General features: G+C 69.3%; 14 protein-coding genes, 1 tRNA gene and 1 pseudogene. 7 read left to right on the forward strand and 9 right to left on the reverse strand.

The window, feature by feature from the left end; genetic code table 11:
• Positions 1-12: 12 nt before the first annotated feature.
• Positions 13-381 carry a hypothetical protein gene (locus BLW57_RS17305; RefSeq protein ID WP_093475619.1) on the reverse strand — a complete coding sequence of 123 codons (369 nt, stop codon included), beginning with the start codon at positions 379-381 and terminating at the stop codon, positions 13-15.
• Between the two features lie 412 nt (positions 382-793).
• Here BLW57_RS17305 and BLW57_RS17310 point away from each other — a divergent pair, with 412 nt between their 5' ends.
• From BLW57_RS17310 to BLW57_RS17325, 5 genes are all read left to right on the forward strand, one after another.
• Positions 794-2137 (forward strand): cytochrome P450, encoded by a 1344-nt coding sequence (locus tag BLW57_RS17310; RefSeq protein ID WP_176985618.1) that lies wholly within the window; start codon positions 794-796, stop codon positions 2135-2137.
• Entirely contained in the window at positions 2134-3069 is a 936-nt protein-coding gene (locus BLW57_RS17315) for a class I SAM-dependent methyltransferase (RefSeq protein ID WP_093475622.1), read from the forward strand. The genes BLW57_RS17310 and BLW57_RS17315 overlap by 4 nt, the downstream gene beginning before the upstream one ends.
• 60 nt (positions 3070-3129) lie before the next feature.
• Positions 3130-3315 (forward strand): hypothetical protein, encoded by a 186-nt coding sequence (locus BLW57_RS41415; RefSeq protein WP_176985619.1) that lies wholly within the window; start codon positions 3130-3132, stop codon positions 3313-3315.
• Positions 3316-3425: 110 nt separating this feature from the next.
• On the forward strand, positions 3426-4712 hold the full coding sequence (locus BLW57_RS17320; protein ID WP_176985620.1) for a cation:proton antiporter domain-containing protein: 1287 nt from the start codon (positions 3426-3428) through the stop codon (positions 4710-4712).
• 133 nt (positions 4713-4845) lie between these two features.
• Positions 4846-4918, forward strand: a tRNA-Arg gene (locus BLW57_RS17325).
• 394 nt (positions 4919-5312) lie between these two features.
• Here the strand turns inward: BLW57_RS17325 and BLW57_RS17330 are convergent.
• Both BLW57_RS17330 and BLW57_RS17335 read right to left on the reverse strand, forming a co-directional pair.
• On the reverse strand, positions 5313-6215 hold the full coding sequence (locus BLW57_RS17330; RefSeq protein ID WP_093475625.1) for an NmrA family NAD(P)-binding protein: 903 nt from the start codon (positions 6213-6215) through the stop codon (positions 5313-5315).
• A 242-nt stretch (positions 6216-6457) separates the two neighbouring features.
• Positions 6458-7981 (reverse strand): MFS transporter, encoded by a 1524-nt coding sequence (locus BLW57_RS17335; protein ID WP_257571908.1) that lies wholly within the window; start codon positions 7979-7981, stop codon positions 6458-6460.
• A 312-nt stretch (positions 7982-8293) separates the two neighbouring features.
• Here BLW57_RS17335 and BLW57_RS17340 point away from each other — a divergent pair, with 312 nt between their 5' ends.
• Both BLW57_RS17340 and BLW57_RS17345 read left to right on the forward strand, forming a co-directional pair.
• A complete protein-coding gene (locus tag BLW57_RS17340) occupies positions 8294-8878 on the forward strand; it encodes a TetR family transcriptional regulator (protein WP_093475628.1) in 585 nt (194 codons plus the stop codon).
• Between the two features lie 958 nt (positions 8879-9836).
• The gene (locus BLW57_RS17345; RefSeq protein ID WP_176985940.1) at positions 9837-11003 is read left to right on the forward strand and encodes a PP2C family protein-serine/threonine phosphatase; all 1167 of its coding nucleotides are present in this window, start codon (positions 9837-9839) and stop codon (positions 11001-11003) included.
• A 923-nt stretch (positions 11004-11926) separates the two neighbouring features.
• Here the strand turns inward: BLW57_RS17345 and BLW57_RS17350 are convergent.
• The 6 genes and pseudogenes from BLW57_RS17350 to BLW57_RS17370 form a co-directional block, all read right to left on the reverse strand.
• Positions 11927-12223: a GYD domain-containing protein gene (locus BLW57_RS17350; RefSeq protein ID WP_093475629.1), complete on the reverse strand. Its 297-nt coding sequence runs from the start codon at positions 12221-12223 to the stop codon at positions 11927-11929.
• Positions 12224-12532: 309 nt separating this feature from the next.
• Positions 12533-12643, reverse strand: a pseudogene (locus BLW57_RS42340) (IS5/IS1182 family transposase); the annotation flags it as partial.
• A gap of 435 nt (positions 12644-13078) precedes the next feature.
• Positions 13079-13582, reverse strand: a complete 504-nt coding sequence (locus BLW57_RS40910) for a lactococcin 972 family bacteriocin (RefSeq protein WP_143051611.1) — start codon at positions 13580-13582, stop codon at positions 13079-13081.
• 297 nt (positions 13583-13879) lie between these two features.
• Positions 13880-14200: a putative quinol monooxygenase gene (locus BLW57_RS17360; protein ID WP_093475632.1), complete on the reverse strand. Its 321-nt coding sequence runs from the start codon at positions 14198-14200 to the stop codon at positions 13880-13882.
• Between the two features lie 359 nt (positions 14201-14559).
• On the reverse strand, positions 14560-15021 hold the full coding sequence (locus tag BLW57_RS17365) for a hypothetical protein (protein ID WP_093475634.1): 462 nt from the start codon (positions 15019-15021) through the stop codon (positions 14560-14562).
• Positions 15022-15130: 109 nt separating this feature from the next.
• Positions 15131-15754 carry a hypothetical protein gene (locus BLW57_RS17370; RefSeq protein WP_093475635.1) on the reverse strand — a complete coding sequence of 208 codons (624 nt, stop codon included), beginning with the start codon at positions 15752-15754 and terminating at the stop codon, positions 15131-15133.
• Positions 15755-15827 lie beyond the last annotated feature (73 nt).

The raw sequence follows: 15827 nt of genomic DNA on the forward strand, positions 1-15827 counted from the left end.
CGTCTGCGCCTGTCAGGTGCAGCAGCAGCACGGGCAGCAGCAGTAGTTGCAGCCCGCCGCGACGTCCGACAGGTCACCCTCGCTCAGCTCGGCGGCGTCGACCGTCGGCGTGGCGGGGATGTGGAACTCGTAGCGGCCGGTCTCCAGGCCGGTCTCCCAGAGCGCGACCTGGACGTCCAGGTTGCCCTCCTCGTGGCCCTCGGGCGCCTCGGTGACGATGACGACCTGGGCGCCGGCGGGGAGTTCGATGCCGGACTCGGCAAGCGCCTCACGCGGCTCGGACTGGAGCCGGGTGGCGTACGCCTCGTCGGACCACGAGCTGATGAGCACGCGGGTGTAGGCGTTCACGAACTCTGCCCGCTGCTGCGGATCGAGCGCCATGTTGGCTCTCCCTTCCTAGCGTTTTCCTGAATTGCGATTCGGTCGTTGTGCCGGCGACGAGAAAACATTCACACGGCCGCAACGGCGCCGCCAAGTCGCAAGGGAACGTAATCCGGAGAGCGTCGAAAGCTGAGTAATCCCCCTCGTCGAGCTGAGTACTCCCCCGCTTTCGATAAGCATTGAGCCGGTCCGCACCCGGGGGATAATGTTGCCAATCGCCCACGCCCGCAGACCGGTTGTACCCGCCCGCGTCATGCATGCTCTCATGTCGGACGCCGCAAGGCGCCCGACCGGTGGGCCACCGCGGGAATTCGCGCACCGATTACGGAATTACCGACACCCGGTACGTATCCGAAGACCGCCGTTACGTACCCGGCTTACGTACGCGGCTCCAGCAGCCACGGAGGTTCATGTGACAGCCACCACCGCACCGGCGGGCACCGTCCCGCCGGGGCCCGCAGCCCCCGTGGACATGGCCCGGATGCGAGCCGACCCGCTCTCCTTCGTGACCTGGATGAACCGCCGCTACGGCGACATCACCAGCCATCTCGGCGACGGCGAGCGGGTGTTCATGCTGCACCGGCCCGACCTGGTACGGCACGTACTCAAGGACAACGTCGGCAACTACACCAAGGCGCACACCCCGGACGACGCGATGCTGCGTCCGCTGCTCGGCAACGGACTGCTCACCAGCAACGGCGAGGAATGGGCACGGCAGCGCCGGCTGTGCGCACCCGCGTTCCGCCGCACCGCGGTCAGCACCTTCGACGGCATCATCACCGAGGAGACCGAGGCGCTCCTGGAGCGCTGGCGGCCGGCCATGCGCGAGGGCGGCGCGCTGCCCGTCGAGCACCACCTGACCTCCCTGACCCTGGCCATCCTCACCCGTGCCGTACTCGGTGTGGACCTGGGCGCGGCGGGCGAGGGGTTCGGCCGCTCCGTGGACGCCGTGAACCGGTTCATGGGCCACTACGTACCCGATCCCGACCCGGACCCGCAGGACACGGCGCTGCGCCGCCGCGGATACGTACAGGCCCGCAACTTCCTCCAGTTGATCGCCCGTACGGTGATCGCGTCGCGGCGCGCGGCGGGCATCGGGCAGCCCCCGTCGCACGACACCGGGTCGCTGCTGGACGCGATGATCGGCGAACTGGACGACGAAGCCCTGCGCGACCAGGTGCTCACGCTGGTCATGGCGGGACACGAGACCACCGCCAAGGCCCTCACCTGGACGCTGTACCTCCTGGACCGCCACCCCGAGGAGGCCGACCGGGTGCGGGCGGAGATCGACGAGGTGCTGGGCGACCGCACCCCCACCGCCGCGGACCTCCCCTCCCTCGTGCACTGCCGGCACGCCATCGAGGAGGCCATGCGGCTCTACCCGCCGGTGTGGCTGATCTCCCGCCGGGCGACCGGCCCGGACAGCATCGGCGGGTACGACATCCCGGCCGGGGCGCTCGTCTGCGTCAGCCAGTGGGTGCTGCACCGCCACCCCGACCACTGGGAGCGGCCCGATGCGTACGTACCCGCGCGGTTCGCCGACGCATCACCGCCGAACCACCTCTACCTGCCGTTCGGCGGCGGCGAGCGCACCTGCATCGGCCGCCACCTCGCCCTGGTCGAGGCGACCCTCGTCCTGGCCGTCCTGATGCGCTCGGCCCGCCTGGAGCTGGAGCCCGGCTTCCCGGTGGAGCCGGAAGCCCTTGTGACCCTGCGCCCGAAGCACGGCATGCGAATGACTGCGAGGCCCCGATGACCACGTCCCCTCCCACCCCGGCCGCACCCGCCCCCACCGGCGACCCCGCACGACCGGCCACCCTCCCGTCCTCCCCCGCCGGCGCCCGGCCGGTCGGCCTCCCCCTCTCCTCCCCCGCCGGCACCCGACCGGTCGGCGGCTCCTACGACCCCGCCGCCACCACCGCCGGAGGGCTCGGCGGCGAGCTGGCACGCCTGGAGGCGCAGGCCGCCCTCTCCTTCGACGCGGAACTGCGCATCCTGCGGGAGCTGGGGCTGGCCGCGGAGGCCGGGCCGCTGGTCGAGATCGGGGCCGGTTCGGGCGCGGTCACCCGCAGACTGCGTACCGCCCTGCCCGGCCTCGCCGTCACCGCCGTCGACATCGACGGCGAGCTGCTCGCCCACGCGGCGGGCTCTGGCGCCGACCTGGTCGTGGCGGACGGCGCCGCGCTGCCCCTGGCGGACGCCTCGGCCGGCCACGTCCTGCTGCGCTACGTGCTGCAGCACCTGTCCGACCCGCGGCCCGTCCTCGCGGAGGCACTGCGCGTCCTGCGGCCGGGCGGCCGCATCGCCGTCACCGAGGTGGACGCCTCCTGCTGGGGCGTGGCCGACCCGGCGTTCCCCGAACTGGCTGCGGTGCACGCCAAGCTGGCCCAGGCCCAGTCGTCGGCGGGCGGCGACCGGACGATCGCACGGCGGCTGACCCGCCTGCTGCGCGCCACGGGGTTCGAGGACGTCGTCATGCGCCCGTTCGCGACGACCAACGACGACCGTCCCACCGAGGACTTCGCCCCGCACCTGGGCCCCGGCCGCCTGCAGCCGCTGGTGGCCTCGGGCGTGCTGACGCTGCGCGAGTTCGCGCTCGCCGCGGACTGCTGGAACCGCTTCCGCGCCGACCCCGACGCCCACGTGATGCTCCTCGGCTTCACCGCCGCGGGCACCGCACCCCGCTGATGCCCGCCGGGCCGGCGGCCCGGCACCTCACCAGAACAACCGGATTGGACCAGACCCTCGATGAACCCGAACCTCAAGATCTTCGTGACGATCTTCTGCTACATCAGCGGCGTGATGGGCGTCGTGACGGCGGTCGTCAACGCCAGCCAGAAGCCGGCCCAGACGACCGCGGCCGTCGTGGCGGGCGTCCTCGGTGTCGTCTTCCTCTTCGCCGGCATGGCCCTGGGCCGCCGCCCGCGCCACTGACCGCACCCCAGCGGCAGGAACACGTCCACCCGCAGTGGCAGGGGGCCGGGCTCCGCGGAGCCCGGCCCCCTGCCACTGCCACTGCCCCTGCCCCGTCACCGGAGCCCACCATGCTTCTCGACACGACCGGACACTTCTTCCTCGGCGCGGCCGCCGTCCTCGCGCTCTCCCACCTCGCGGGAGTCCTGGCGGTGCGGCTGGGCCAGCCACGCGTCATAGGAGAGGTCGGCGCCGGCATCACGCTCGGCCCCTCCGTCCTGGGCGCCCTCAGTCCGCAGACCGCCGCCTGGCTGTTCCCGCCGGCGATCCTGCCGATGCTCAACGGACTCGCGCAGATCGGGCTCGCCCTGTTCATGTTCGGGACCGGGCAGGAACTCGCCTCGATGCGCGTACGCGGAGCCTCGCGCCAGGGACTGACGATCAGCCAGGCGTCCCTCCTGCTGCCCTTCGGGGCGGGAGCCCTGGTCGCCATGCCGCTGGCGGGCGACTACGCCCCCGCCGGAACCTCCCCGACGGCCTTCGTGCTCTTCGTCGGCTGCGCGGTCAGCATCACCGCGTTCCCGGTACTGGCACGCATGCTGGAGGACCTCGACATCTCCCGGACGCGACCGGGCCGGCTGAGCCTGTTCGCCGCGGCGGTCGGGGACGGCGGCAGCTGGCTGGCCCTCTCCGCCGTGCTGGCCCTGGCGCACGGCTCCGGCCCGATGGACGCCGTGATGCGGGCCCTCGTCTCGGTCGCGGTGATCGCGATCTGTCTCGGCCCGGTACGGCGGCTCGTGGCCGTCTGGTTCGCCCGCCGCGCGGACCGCGTCGGCCCCGCCACCCTGACCGTCACCCTCGTCGTGTCGATCGGCGCGTCCGCGGCGATGACGGCCGCCCTGGGGCTGCACCAGCTGATCGGCGCGTTCCTCGTCGGCCTGGTCTGGCCGGCCGGCAACCGTGCGGCCGCCACGGCGGCGGCCCCCCTCACCGCCACCGCCAAGACCGTCCTGCTCCCCTTCTTCTTCATGGGCTACGGGCTCGGCGTGGACCTGGGCGCCCTGCGCCTGTCCACGGGCGCGGGCCTCGTCCTCGCCGCGCTGCTGGCCGCGGCCGTCCTCGCGAAGATCGGCGGCACCGGCCTCGGCGCACGGTACGCCGGCCTGCCGTGGACCGAGTCCCTCGCGGTCGGCATCCTCATGAACACACGGGGCCTGACCGAACTCGTGGTCCTGCAGATCGGCCACGAGGCCCACATCATCGACGACCGCATGTTCGCCCTGCTCACCGTGGTGGCCCTGGTGACGACCCTCATGACGGCCCCCCTCCTCAGACTGACCGGCACCCTGCCGCCCCCGGCCCCCGCGCCGGCCCCTCCGACCCGCGCCCGGGGCGAGGAGTCCCCCGTCGGAACCTGACCACCCCGACAGGATCACCCCAGCACGTTCCCTCCCCCGTCCGCTAGGCTGTCCCCGGTACCTCTCCCACCCCTGGGAGGAGGCCGGGACCAACCACTGACCCGCGCCACCTGCCAAGGGCAACAGAGGCACTGCCTTCGTAGCTCAGGGGATAGAGCACCGCTCTCCTAAAGCGGGTGTCGCAGGTTCGAATCCTGCCGGGGGCACAAGCATGACCAGGGGAAACGCCCCGGGCCGGGATGGTCCGGGGCGTTTTGACGGCACCGACCCACAGCTGGCAAGCAGGCGACCGCTACGCGATACGGGTTGTCTGACACCCGAATCCTTCGGCATCACTACACGCTTCGGCCGATGGACTACGGCCACGGCGTCCTTGCCGCGTCCGCGCTCGGGTAAGCCCGCTCCCGGAGCCGATCGCAAATGATGGACACCGCCTCCCGGGGCAGGCACCGAACGCGCACAAAGCGGGACCCAATCCTCAAGGCCCGTATGCCGGTCGATCAGCGGGTTGTCGAGGTCGAAAAGTGTCGGCAGCAGGTCAGTTGGGGTGTAGCGCAACGACGAACTGGCCCCTCTCTTCCCCCAGCTATGGGACGCGGCTCAGCCCAGATAGAAGTCCTTTCGGGCGGCCACGAACGCCTCGATCGACTGCGGGGGGATGCCTGTCACGCGCTCGACGCCGTCGGTCGTGCGGTCGTAACGGTTGTCCCTGTGCAGCTGGGCCATGGTGGCGACGTGCTGTTCAAGGTGCGGCGGCATCCCCAGCTTCGGGAGCTGAGCTTCCCACCTCTCCGGGGGCATGTCCACGTAGGTCACCGGTCGTCCCAGCGCCCGAGAGAATTCCTTGGCCAGCTCCGTCATGTCGACCGAGCGCGGTCCGGTGAGCTCGTAGACCTGCCCGATGTGCGGAGCCGGGTCGCGGAGCACGGTGGCGAGGACCCGGGCGACGTCGTCCACGGCGATTGGCGAGGTGCGTCCGGTGCCGAACGGCAGCGCGATCGTGCCGTTCTCCTGGATCGAACGCGCTGCCATCGTGGTGAATAGCGGAGTGTCGAGGAACGCCGTCGGCCGGATGTGCACCACGGGCAGGCCGGACCAGTTCAGTACCTGCTCCGCCAGCCAGTGCAGCCGCTGCTGGTGCGACTCCTCGGTGCTGGTGGCGGTCATCTGCGACACCGTCATCTGCGACAGGTCGACCAGGGCATCCAGCTTCCCGTACTCCCTTGCAACGGAGGCCACCACGGTCGCCGCCAGCAGGTGGTCCGGCGACACGCGCATCGCGAAGTACATCCGCGTCACGCCCTGCAGCGCGGCCGCTACCGTCTCGGGCCGGGTCAGGTCGCCGATGACGACCTCCGCGCCGAGCGCCCGCAGCTCAGCTGCGCGCTCGTCCTCGCGGCGGACCATGAAACGGACCGGTACATCCTGAGAACGCAATTGATCGAAGACCGTCCGGCCCACGCCGCCGGCACCGGGGATAAGAACAAGGTTGCTGGTAATCATCAGTCGATCTCCTTCGGAGTAATGGAATATCTGAGTTGAGGTGTGATCAGAGCGTCAGCGGAGCTGCCAGCAAGGCGTTGGCCTCGGCGATGTCACCGCTGATCCGGGCGGCGATTTCAGGGGTCTCCGGTGCTGTCGATGGTTCTGCGATTGCCGGGCGGAGGAGGCCAGCGGCACCGAAGTCGGCACAGGCCTCACCTGCGCGGCCGCAGGTGGCTCCGGCGTAGGCTCACCCAGGGAGATCACCGTTGGGCTCGGATGGTCTGGCGCTGGGACTTATCACTGCCGGCGGCCAAGGTGGCGTCCTTGCCCGGCAGGAAGATCAGCACGACGACCGCGCCGACCAGGGCGACGGCCGCCGAACCAATTGCGGTGATGTGCATGGCATGGATGAAGGCGTCGTTCGCGGGCCGTACCAGCGCCCTGCCGGCGGGTCCCAGCTTCTCGGCGACGGCCAGGGTCGCCTGGACGGATTCGCCTGCGGCGTGCTGGTCGGAGGCGGGCAGTACGCCCAGGTGGCCGTCGATGCCGTTGCGGTAGGTGGTGGACAGCAGTGACCCCAGCACGGCGACCCCCATGGCCCCGCCGACCTGCCGGAAGGTGTTGTTGACCGCGGATCCGGAGCCGGCCTTCTCCCGCGGCAGCGACGACATGATCATGACGGTGGCGGGGGGCATGACATGGGCCATCCCCGTGCCCATCAGGAAGAACAGCACCTCCAGCACCCAGATGGGGGTGTCCTGGCCGAGCAGCAGGAAGCCGGCGAAGGCTACGGCGGTCAGGACGAGGCCGGTGGCGCACACGGCTCGGGTACCGAAGCGGTTGACGACCAGCCGCGCTCGCGGGGCGAAGAACATCTGGGAGGCGGCCAGCGGCAGCACGAGCAGGCCGGACTGCAGGACGCTGTAGCCCCGAACGCTCTGGTTGTAGAAGACGCTGAAGAACGTGACGCCCATGAGGGCGAAGAAGACCAGGCCGATGGCGGCGACGGACGCGGAGAACCGCCGGTTGCGGAAGTAGGTGACGTCGAGGGCCGGATGGTCGCTGCGGGCCTCGTACACCACGAAGCCGGCGAGGACTGCCAGGCCGCCGAGGATCGTCGCCAAGGACTCGGGCCGGGTGAAGTCGCCCAGCTGGCCGCCCTTGATGATGCCGTAGACCAGCAGCGCCAGACCGACGATCGACAGCAGCACGCCGAACGGGTCGAGCTTGCCGGGCCTGGGGTCCTTGGAGTTGGGGACGATCGCCACCATCGCGACCATCGCGGCGACCACGATCGGCACATTGACCAGGAAGACCGAGCCCCACCAGAAGTGCTCCAGCAGAACGCCGCCGGCGATCGGGCCGGCGGCGATGGCGAAACCGACCACACCGGTCCAAATGCCGATGGCCTTGGGCTGCTCCTCGCGCTCGAAGACGTTCATGATGATCGCGAGGGTGGCGGGCAGGATGAAGGCGCCGCCGAAGCCCATCACGGCGCGGAAGGTGATGAGCTGCCCGGAGGAGTCCGACAGCGCGGACAGCGCGGATCCCACGCCGAACACCAGCATGCCGAAGAGCAGCACCTTCTTGCGGCCGAGCCGGTCACCGAGCAGGCCCGCGGTGAAGAGCAGCCCGGCGAAGACCAACGTGTAGGAGTTGACCGCCCACTCCAGTTGGCTCTGGGTGGAGCCGAGTCCGGTGGGAGCGGGCTGGGCGATGGTCTTCATCGCCACGTTGAGGATCGAGTTGTCCAGCATCACCACCAGGAGGCTGAACGCGAGCACGGTCAGGATGGCCCAGCGTCGGCGGTGGACCGCCTCGGAAACGCCTCGTGGCTGGGCAGGCGGCACGGGTGGTGTGGACGCCGCGGGCGTCGAGGACTCGGTGGGCGAGGGTGGCGATGCCACAGGGGTCTCCAGTGCTGTCGGTGGTTCTGCGATTGCCGGGCGGGGGCGGTCGACCTCAGACGGTGGGAGGCAGTGCAAGGCCCCGCTTGACCTACCGGTGACCTCATCGGCATCAAATAGATGTCACTAGGAATCTAAATGGAGGCTAGAATAGATGTCAACCGACATCCATCTGAGGAGAGTGACTCCATGGGCCGCGTGTCCCAGGCGCAAGCACAGGAGAACCGGCAGCGCGTCGTAGCCACCGCTTCCCGGATGTTCCGCGAGAAAGGCACCGCGGTCAGCGTCGCCGACCTGATGAAGGCCGCCGGGCTCACCCGTGGCGGGTTCCACAAGCAGTTCGTCTCGAAGGTGGACCTGATCGACGAGGCCATCGCCCACGCCTTCGACGAGCAGGCGGTGAAGATCGAGGAGCACGCCGGGGAGCACGAGGCTGCCCGCCGGGCGCTGATCGAGGACTACCTCTCGGTCTGGCACCGCGATCACCCCGGGGACGGCTGCCCCGTCTCCGGATTCGCCGCCGACCTGGGGCGCGAGCCCGACGAGGCCGCCCGCGCCCGCCACGCCTACATCAAGGGGGTACGCAACCGTGCCGCTCGGCTGGCCACCAGCGCTGACGACGGCATGGCCCAGCTCTGCACCATGGTCGGTGCCCTCGCCCTCGCCCGCGCCACCCGGGGCAACCCGATCTCCGAAGAACTACTGCAGGCCGCGCGCACGGCTCTCACCGAGAGCGGCACCGGGCAGTTCGAACCACGGCAGCGCACGGAGTGACCGGGGGGCGGCCGACGGCGTCGGCCGCCCCCTGACGAACGAGTTGGGGTGCCCTCTGGGGTCGGTGTGGGGCGCCACACCCAGCGACTGAGGAAGTGCCTGGTCCGCGGGCACGCTGGGCGCGGACTGTAAATCTGCCGGCCTCAGCGGATCGGCGTCGTACCTGCCGTGCGCATGCGCGACGTCCCGCTCGGCCATCACGCGGGCCCTCTACGAGTCGAATGACGGCAGTCTCTGACGGCAACGTCGGCAGACCGGGACGGACTTGTTCGCGTCTCAGGGCACGCACTGCACCGGGCCATAGGTTCGCCACCCAGGCGAGCAGATGGCGCGGTCGAACTCCTAAAGCGGGTGTCGCAGGTTCGAATCCTGCCGGGGGCACCAGCCAAAAGGCCCCGGACCGATCATGGTCCGGGGTCTTTGACATCTACGCGATCCGCGTCCAGGACGCCATGCGCGACGAGGCACCCTCCATCCGGAGCCACGCCGGCCGCCGACTCACGCCACCTCTGGACGACTGAAACGCCCCATAACCAAGAGCTGTTACGGGTTTCTCTACCTCGTCAAGGCCCGCGCACGGCGCGGGCACGCGCCGCCTGCGGCGCGGCCTACGTGCAGCGGGCAGAGCAGAGAAAACCCTCTGTGGCTGTCGGCTCCACGGCTTCAGGCACAACTTTGCCGGGTCTCATGAGACGCCGGCGCCTCGAAACGACCGGGGGCCGGTGAGAGTCTCGGCTCTGCCGGCCTCGTGCCGGAGCAGCTGTGAGAGCTGCGCCTCCGGGCGGGCACCGCGACCGACCCATATCGACCGTCTTCACTTGCCGTGACAGCCATGCATTGACGCTCACCGTGGCGGTGTCCACGCTGGTAGCAGGGGCCGGTGGAAAGGATCGTGATCGTGAGTGGTGGAAGGAGTGAGCTCCCCCGACTGCTGACGGCAGCGGAGAGGGCAGCGCCTGTGGAGGCCGTCGATGTGATCGCGGGGGACCTGCAGCGGCGTTTCAGGGCCCGAAAGGTCTCTTTCCTCCTCGTGGACCTCACGGGGAAAGCGGTGGTGCGGCTGTCCACCGCCGGTGCCGCGGAAGCGGGGCGGGAGCGGATCCCGATGTTCGGCAGCGTCTACGACAAGGTGATCCGCACCCAGCAGCTGTACCAGGAAGCGACTGGCCAGGGACAGTGGGTGATCGTGCCGGTCACCAACCGGGGCGACGCTATCGGGCTGCTGGAGCTGCTCCTGCCGGCCGCTCCCAGTGAGGGTGTCCTTGAAGCGGTCGGGGAAGCCGCCCACGTGCTGGCCTACGTCGTGATCGCCAACGGCCGCTTCACCGACCTGTACACCTGGGGCAAACGCTCCAGGCCCCCCACCCTGGCCGCCGAGATCCAGTACCAGCTGCTGCCTGCGTCACTGTCGTGCGAGGCTGCACAGTTCACACTGTGCGGGAGCCTGGAGCCCTCCGAAGACCTCAGCGGCGACACCTTCGACTACGCCCTCGACCGCGACACCCTGCACGTGTCGGTGACCGATCCCATGGGCCACGACATCGACGCCGCCCTGGCCGCCACGGTTCTGGTGGGCGCTCTGCGCGGTGCCCGCCGGGCAGGAGCCGGCCTGGCCGAGCAGGCCCACCTGGCCGACCAGGCTCTGGCCGACCACAGCCACGGTCACGCCACCGGGCAGTTGCTGCGCATCAACCTTCACACCGGGCGGGCACAACTCGTCAACGCCGGTCACCCTTGGCCACTGCGCATGCGAGAGGGCACCGCGGAGACGATCACCTGCGAGGTGGACCATCCCTTCGGGCTGTCCGTGCGTGTGCCCCACCCCTACCGCGTTCAAGACCTTGATCTGCGCCCCGGTGACCGTCTGCTCATGCTGACCGACGGCATGCTCGAACATCACGGGGGGCAGATCGACCTGCCTGCCCTGCTGGCGAAGACCCGGGATCTGCACCCGCGGGAGGCCGCGCTGACGCTGACCTCCGCAGTCCTGGACGCTGCCGGCGGCCAGCTCGAAGACGATGCCACCGTGATGTGCCTGGACTGGCACGGCCCTCAGGAGACCCAGCGACACGTCAGCTCCGGCGCGGACACTCTGCAAGCCTCAGCCGCCCGTGCGAAGCGGTAGCTGTGACCAAGGCGCCCTCCAGGAACTGCTAGGCGGCCGGTGGGTGACTCAGCAGTCCAGCACGGTGCTGTCATAGGCCGATCGGGTCGGAGCACCAAGGTCTGCCCGCATCTTCTAAGCACCTGACCACTGCCGGGAAGCGAAACCCTCGCCAAGGGCAGGGTCTCCCTCCAACGCACGAGCGCCCTCCCGGGCCGTCCTCGGGCCGTGGCAGGGCGCTCAATGGTGACCGTCGTCGACAGGTGCCGACAGCTCGGCAGCAGGTCGAAGCGTTGATCGGTGAGGCGGCCGCAGGTCACGGCCGCCAGCGATCAGTTGTGGCTGAGCTGTACCACCGAGGGCGTGGCCAAGCACTGCAATCCCCCGTCGGCACTCGCGTCGACGGTGCGGTGGTTCCAAGCGCCGGTGGCACATCACGGTGTCCTGTTCCTTACAGACCGAACGATCTACTGGGGCGCATGGCTGGGTGATGGAAGACAGACCAGGCCCATGTTCGCTCGGGACCTTCGAGACTGTCCGAGTGCACGCACAGGCGAGCCGGGCACGTCGGATGTAGCCGTGAGTGGCGAACACGTGGGGTCCTTCGCCTCGTTCGCGCCAGCCCCTGGCGCTCAGTGGAGCTTCACCGCGTTCTGCAAGAGCTCGGGCAAGCCATGGCGGACAGCAGAGACCTGCCACGCCAGGGAGACACCCTCTGGCAAGGGCCATGCCGCACCCGGGTGCGACGCGGTGAGTGTCTCACTGCGTCACTGCGTGACGACGCCGCCAGACAAGCAGCGGACAAGCGCGGACGTCTGCGGACCGTCGCAGCAGGTGAGAGGCGCACCAGCCCGAGGCGGAGGCCCCGCCCGAGTTGCGTCGGGACGAAGAGGTCACCACGCCATGGCCGCCCAGAGCCCACTGTGCGACGTGGTCAGAGATCGTCAGCCGGCCGCCTTGGCGATGATGCGCTCCATCTCCTCTCGATCGAAGGCCCGCAGAGTCGTGGAACGGACGTTGCCCACCCCACCGAGCTGCAGGAGTGCTGCAGTGGCAGTTTCGTCGTCGGGCGCCTCGACGATGGCCACGAGGTCGTATGGACCGACGGTCCAGTAGATGCTCAGCACCTTCGCCCCGAGGTTCTGTACCGCTGAGCCGAAGGTCTCGGCGCGCTTCGCGGTGTCCTTGTAGTTTCGGACCCCTTGATCGGTCCAGCTCAGCAAGGTGACGTACGTCGGCATGTTCTTTCACCTCCACCAGGAGACATATCGCGAGGTCGAGTCTGGGCATATGGGCTAGAACATGCACGAGGTACGCACCCGAACGAGCAAGACGACCGACCACAGGCATCGAGAGGCAAGCTGACATCCGCGCCTGACAGCAACGACAGCAGACACCACCGGATCGCCGCGGTTCTCGGCGGAGTAGGTGCAGTCATGCAGCCGTAGCGATCCATGGCCGCTGTTATCGCGGATCGCACTCCTGAAGCGGGTGTCGCAAGTCGCCTGTCGGGCGGCCGGTCGCGGTCCAGGTCGATGACGAGCGGCCCGGCCGACCCGGTCGCGCTCCGCAAGGGTGCCGTCCAGCAGGACGTAGTCGGGGGCGGCTTCGCATAGCGCGTGCCGTAGGCCGGGCGCACGGTCCGTGAGCAGGCCGATCACTTGCCCTGGTCGAGTGGGTCACCCTGCTCATCGTCACCCGCTGGGGCAGGTCGAGTGCGGCAGGACCGGAAACCGACAGGGCTCCTGCGCGGACGAGTCGAGGCGTCGCCCCCCCAACGGTACGGGAGCCTTTTCCGTTGCGGACGGTTACGTCGTCACTCGATCAGTGGTCACGCTGAAAAACCTCAGTGGCCAACGCCCACCTCGGCGGGACGAATACGGCGAGACCTCCACCGGCCCGCGCGACTCCGTCTCCAGACGCACGGAGGTCTCTGCTCAGCGGTAGGCCCTATCAGTCCAAGCAACAAGCCAAGCCCGAGCGGCACCGCGAACGACGCGGCCCGAGCACCCCGAAACTGGTGCGGCATTACTCCGGGCCCGTGTGCCCGGAGTAATGCCGCACCCGAGGGAGGTCAACCCTCACAACGGACAAATTTATGCATTATCGTAATATGCATAGCAGGTGTATGCCGCACCCTGCGTGTGGTTGGCGTAGGAAGTCTCGCCCTTCGCCACCCAGCCACTCGAGTGGTCGATGTTGACGACCCTGACCGTCGACTTGTGCTTCACATCCGCGATGTAGTTCGAGTAGCACTTCTTTTTGGTTCCAGCCGACAGCGATTCGGACCCATAGCACCACTTGCCATGAGTCACATTCTCGCAGGTATTATCTTGCGCTCGAACGGCCGAAGGCTTGATTTCCAGCTTTACCACGCCCCACTCGGCGGGGTTGCCCAGCTCCGCCGGCGGCTTGACGCCGTCACCCCTCTTATGGATGACGGGCTGCCCGACTTTGAGGCCACCGCCGGCCGCAACTACGGTGTCGGCGTTACCGGTTCCACCCTGAGGGCCGTAGGCCGCTGCCGGGCTGGCAAATCCGGAAACCGCAAGCGCGGCGCCCGAAATGCCGAAGAGTATCGACTTTCCAACCTTATTCACGTTTCCCCCTTTTCCGCCCCCACTATCGAGGGCCAAGAGGGATCTTGTACGAGGGCGCTGTGGCGGTCAAGGCTTGGCCGATTTGTGGTCCTTGCACGGCCTGAAATGATTGTCGGGCGGTGGCATTCACCGGCGGGGCCATGAACGCGCCGCCAAGGCAAGCACGTTGTCAGGGCCCCCAACACCCCTCCGTCCCGCCCTTCGCCCGACGCGCCCACACCGACCACCTCCACGTCCTCGCCCTCTAGTGGAGTGCCTTCGGCCAGCGGCCGGCGGAAACGCTCTCGGCGCGCTCGGTCATGCCGTTCCTCCCGCGGTGGATGCCACGGACGTCCTCGTGTAGTGCTTCATCTCCTCGATGTCGCCGATGTAGGAGCGGATCTCGGCGAGGAACGGGGGGAAGTGCGGGCCGCCGCGGAAGCCCTGCTCGTGGTCCTCGACGGAGGTCCATTCGATCCGCAGGATGTAGCGGTCGGGTTCCTCGATGCCGTGGGAGAGCTCGTATCCGAGGCACTGGGGGGCGAGGTCCAGCTGCTGGGCGGCAGCCGCGTAGGCCTTCTCGAAGCCGGCACGACGTTCGGCTTCGGCGATGCGGTAGCGGACGTATTCCACGATCATGGTGATCCTCCGTAGGTCGCTGTCGCCAGGATTCCAGCGGCCCTCACGAACCCGGCGGAGTTCGCGCAGAGCGCACATCCGACGGATGCCGCCCGCGGAAACGCCGCGCGCCCGGTCGCGACGGCCGGCACACCTGTCACGCCCATCGTCAGAGCCATCACTTCACCGGCCACAACAGCCGACATCAGCACGTGCCCCCCCCCCGCATCCCTCGAGCCATAAGCACCGTAAGTGCCGCGAGCTGCCCTTTGCAGATCCGTCCCAGAACGGGCGGGCCGCGCAGGAAGGGCCACCTACGGACTCCGTAGGCGGCCCCTCGGCGTACGGGTCGGCGCACGTGCGACGCGCGTCCCGGGGACCTACTTGTGGGCCGCGCCCTTCTCGCCTATGTGGACGATCTTGTGGCTGCTGCGGCTCATGTCGACGACCAGCTTGGTCGTGCTGCCCCGGCTCCAGGTGAGGGTGACCACGGCCTCCGTCCTGGTGCGGGTGGAGCCGCTCTCGGTGACCTTCCAGGCCAGCGGGACGTTCTGGGCGCGCAGGACGCCGTCGGCGTGCTCCCGGTTCTCCCAGGCCGCCAGCTCCTTCTGGAAGGCGGGGGTGAGGTAGTGGCTGCGCAGGTCCTTGCCGAGCTTGCCGCTGTCCTCGTCGAGCACCGCGTCGATGTAGGTGCCGTAGAAGTTGGCGATGCGCGTGATGTTGTCGGTCGTCTTGCCGCTGACGCTGCGCGGGGCGCCCGCGGAGGCCTGGGCGGTGGCGCCGAGGCCGAGGGCTGCGGCGAGGACGCCGGCGGTCAGGACGGTGCGGGTCTTGCTGTTCATGTGAGTTCCCCGTTTTCGGAGTCGTGCCGGATCGCGTCGAACGGCGCCGGCGGTGGTCGGTGGGCCGTTCTCCCCACCCCCGTGGCGGAGAGCGGCCCCGGTCGCTCGGTCAGTCGAGCTTGTTCACGGCCGTGACAGTCGTCTTCTTGAAGGCCTTCACCGGCGCGCCCCTGAAGCCGCCCAGCTGCCCCCAGTCCACGACCGTGACGGTCCTGCCGTCCCGGCCGATGGAGAGCAGACGGATGTCGGAGGCGCCCCAGGTGGTCACCGTGTGCAGGCCGTAGACATGGGCGCCCTCCTCGACCGGGAGCGTGCCGTAGTCCCGCAGCGTGGCCTCGGTCTCCGGGTCGGCCTTCTCGATGCGTGCCGCACAGGACTTGATGTCCTTGTTCAGCCGCGAGAAGCGGCCCTTCGCCGCAGCCGTCGTGGACGACCGCACGCTGACCTGACGGGCGCTCGTGTCGAGGTCGGTACGGAACTCCCGGTACCAGGTGTTCGAGCCGCCGCCCAGGGCCATGCTCAGGCAGCGGTCCTGTTCCACCGCCTCCGGTACGCCGGCGGTCACCTTGCCGGCCGTCCAGGTCGAGCTCGGGTGCGGCGGGAGATCGGCTGCCTTGAGGAAGCCGGGCGCCTTGGCCGCGGCGGCGTTCGCCGGTGTGGCGAGCGTCGCGCCGAGGGCGAGGCCCGTGACGGCGAGAGCGAGAAGCGCGCCTGCTCGGGTGCTCTTGGGCATGGGTGTCCCCCGTGGATGAGTGCATGGGTGTCGTCTGTCGCTCGCCGTCTGCTGGTCGGTCGGGCCCTGATCG

Origin of the sequence: Streptomyces sp. 1222.5, from assembly GCF_900105245.1 — a bacterium.
Lineage (GTDB): Bacteria > Actinomycetota > Actinomycetes > Streptomycetales > Streptomycetaceae > Streptomyces > Streptomyces albidocamelliae.

Bases quoted from the DNA above. Each gene is read 5' to 3' on its own strand.
- BLW57_RS17305 (WP_093475619.1), bottom strand. From the start codon at position 381: ATGGCGCTCGATCCGCAGCAGCGGGCAGAGTTCGTGAACGCCTACACC.
- BLW57_RS17315 (WP_093475622.1), top strand. From the start codon at position 2,134: ATGACCACGTCCCCTCCCACCCCGGCCGCACCCGCCCCCACCGGCGAC.
- BLW57_RS41415 (WP_176985619.1), top strand. From the start codon at position 3,130: ATGAACCCGAACCTCAAGATCTTCGTGACGATCTTCTGCTACATCAGC.
- BLW57_RS17320 (WP_176985620.1), top strand. From the start codon at position 3,426: ATGCTTCTCGACACGACCGGACACTTCTTCCTCGGCGCGGCCGCCGTC.
- BLW57_RS17330 (WP_093475625.1), bottom strand. From the start codon at position 6,215: ATGATTACCAGCAACCTTGTTCTTATCCCCGGTGCCGGCGGCGTGGGC.
- BLW57_RS17340 (WP_093475628.1), top strand. From the start codon at position 8,294: ATGGGCCGCGTGTCCCAGGCGCAAGCACAGGAGAACCGGCAGCGCGTC.
- BLW57_RS17350 (WP_093475629.1), bottom strand. From the start codon at position 12,223: ATGCCGACGTACGTCACCTTGCTGAGCTGGACCGATCAAGGGGTCCGA.
- BLW57_RS17360 (WP_093475632.1), bottom strand. From the start codon at position 14,200: ATGATCGTGGAATACGTCCGCTACCGCATCGCCGAAGCCGAACGTCGT.
- BLW57_RS17365 (WP_093475634.1), bottom strand. From the start codon at position 15,021: ATGAACAGCAAGACCCGCACCGTCCTGACCGCCGGCGTCCTCGCCGCA.
- BLW57_RS17370 (WP_093475635.1), bottom strand. From the start codon at position 15,754: ATGCCCAAGAGCACCCGAGCAGGCGCGCTTCTCGCTCTCGCCGTCACG.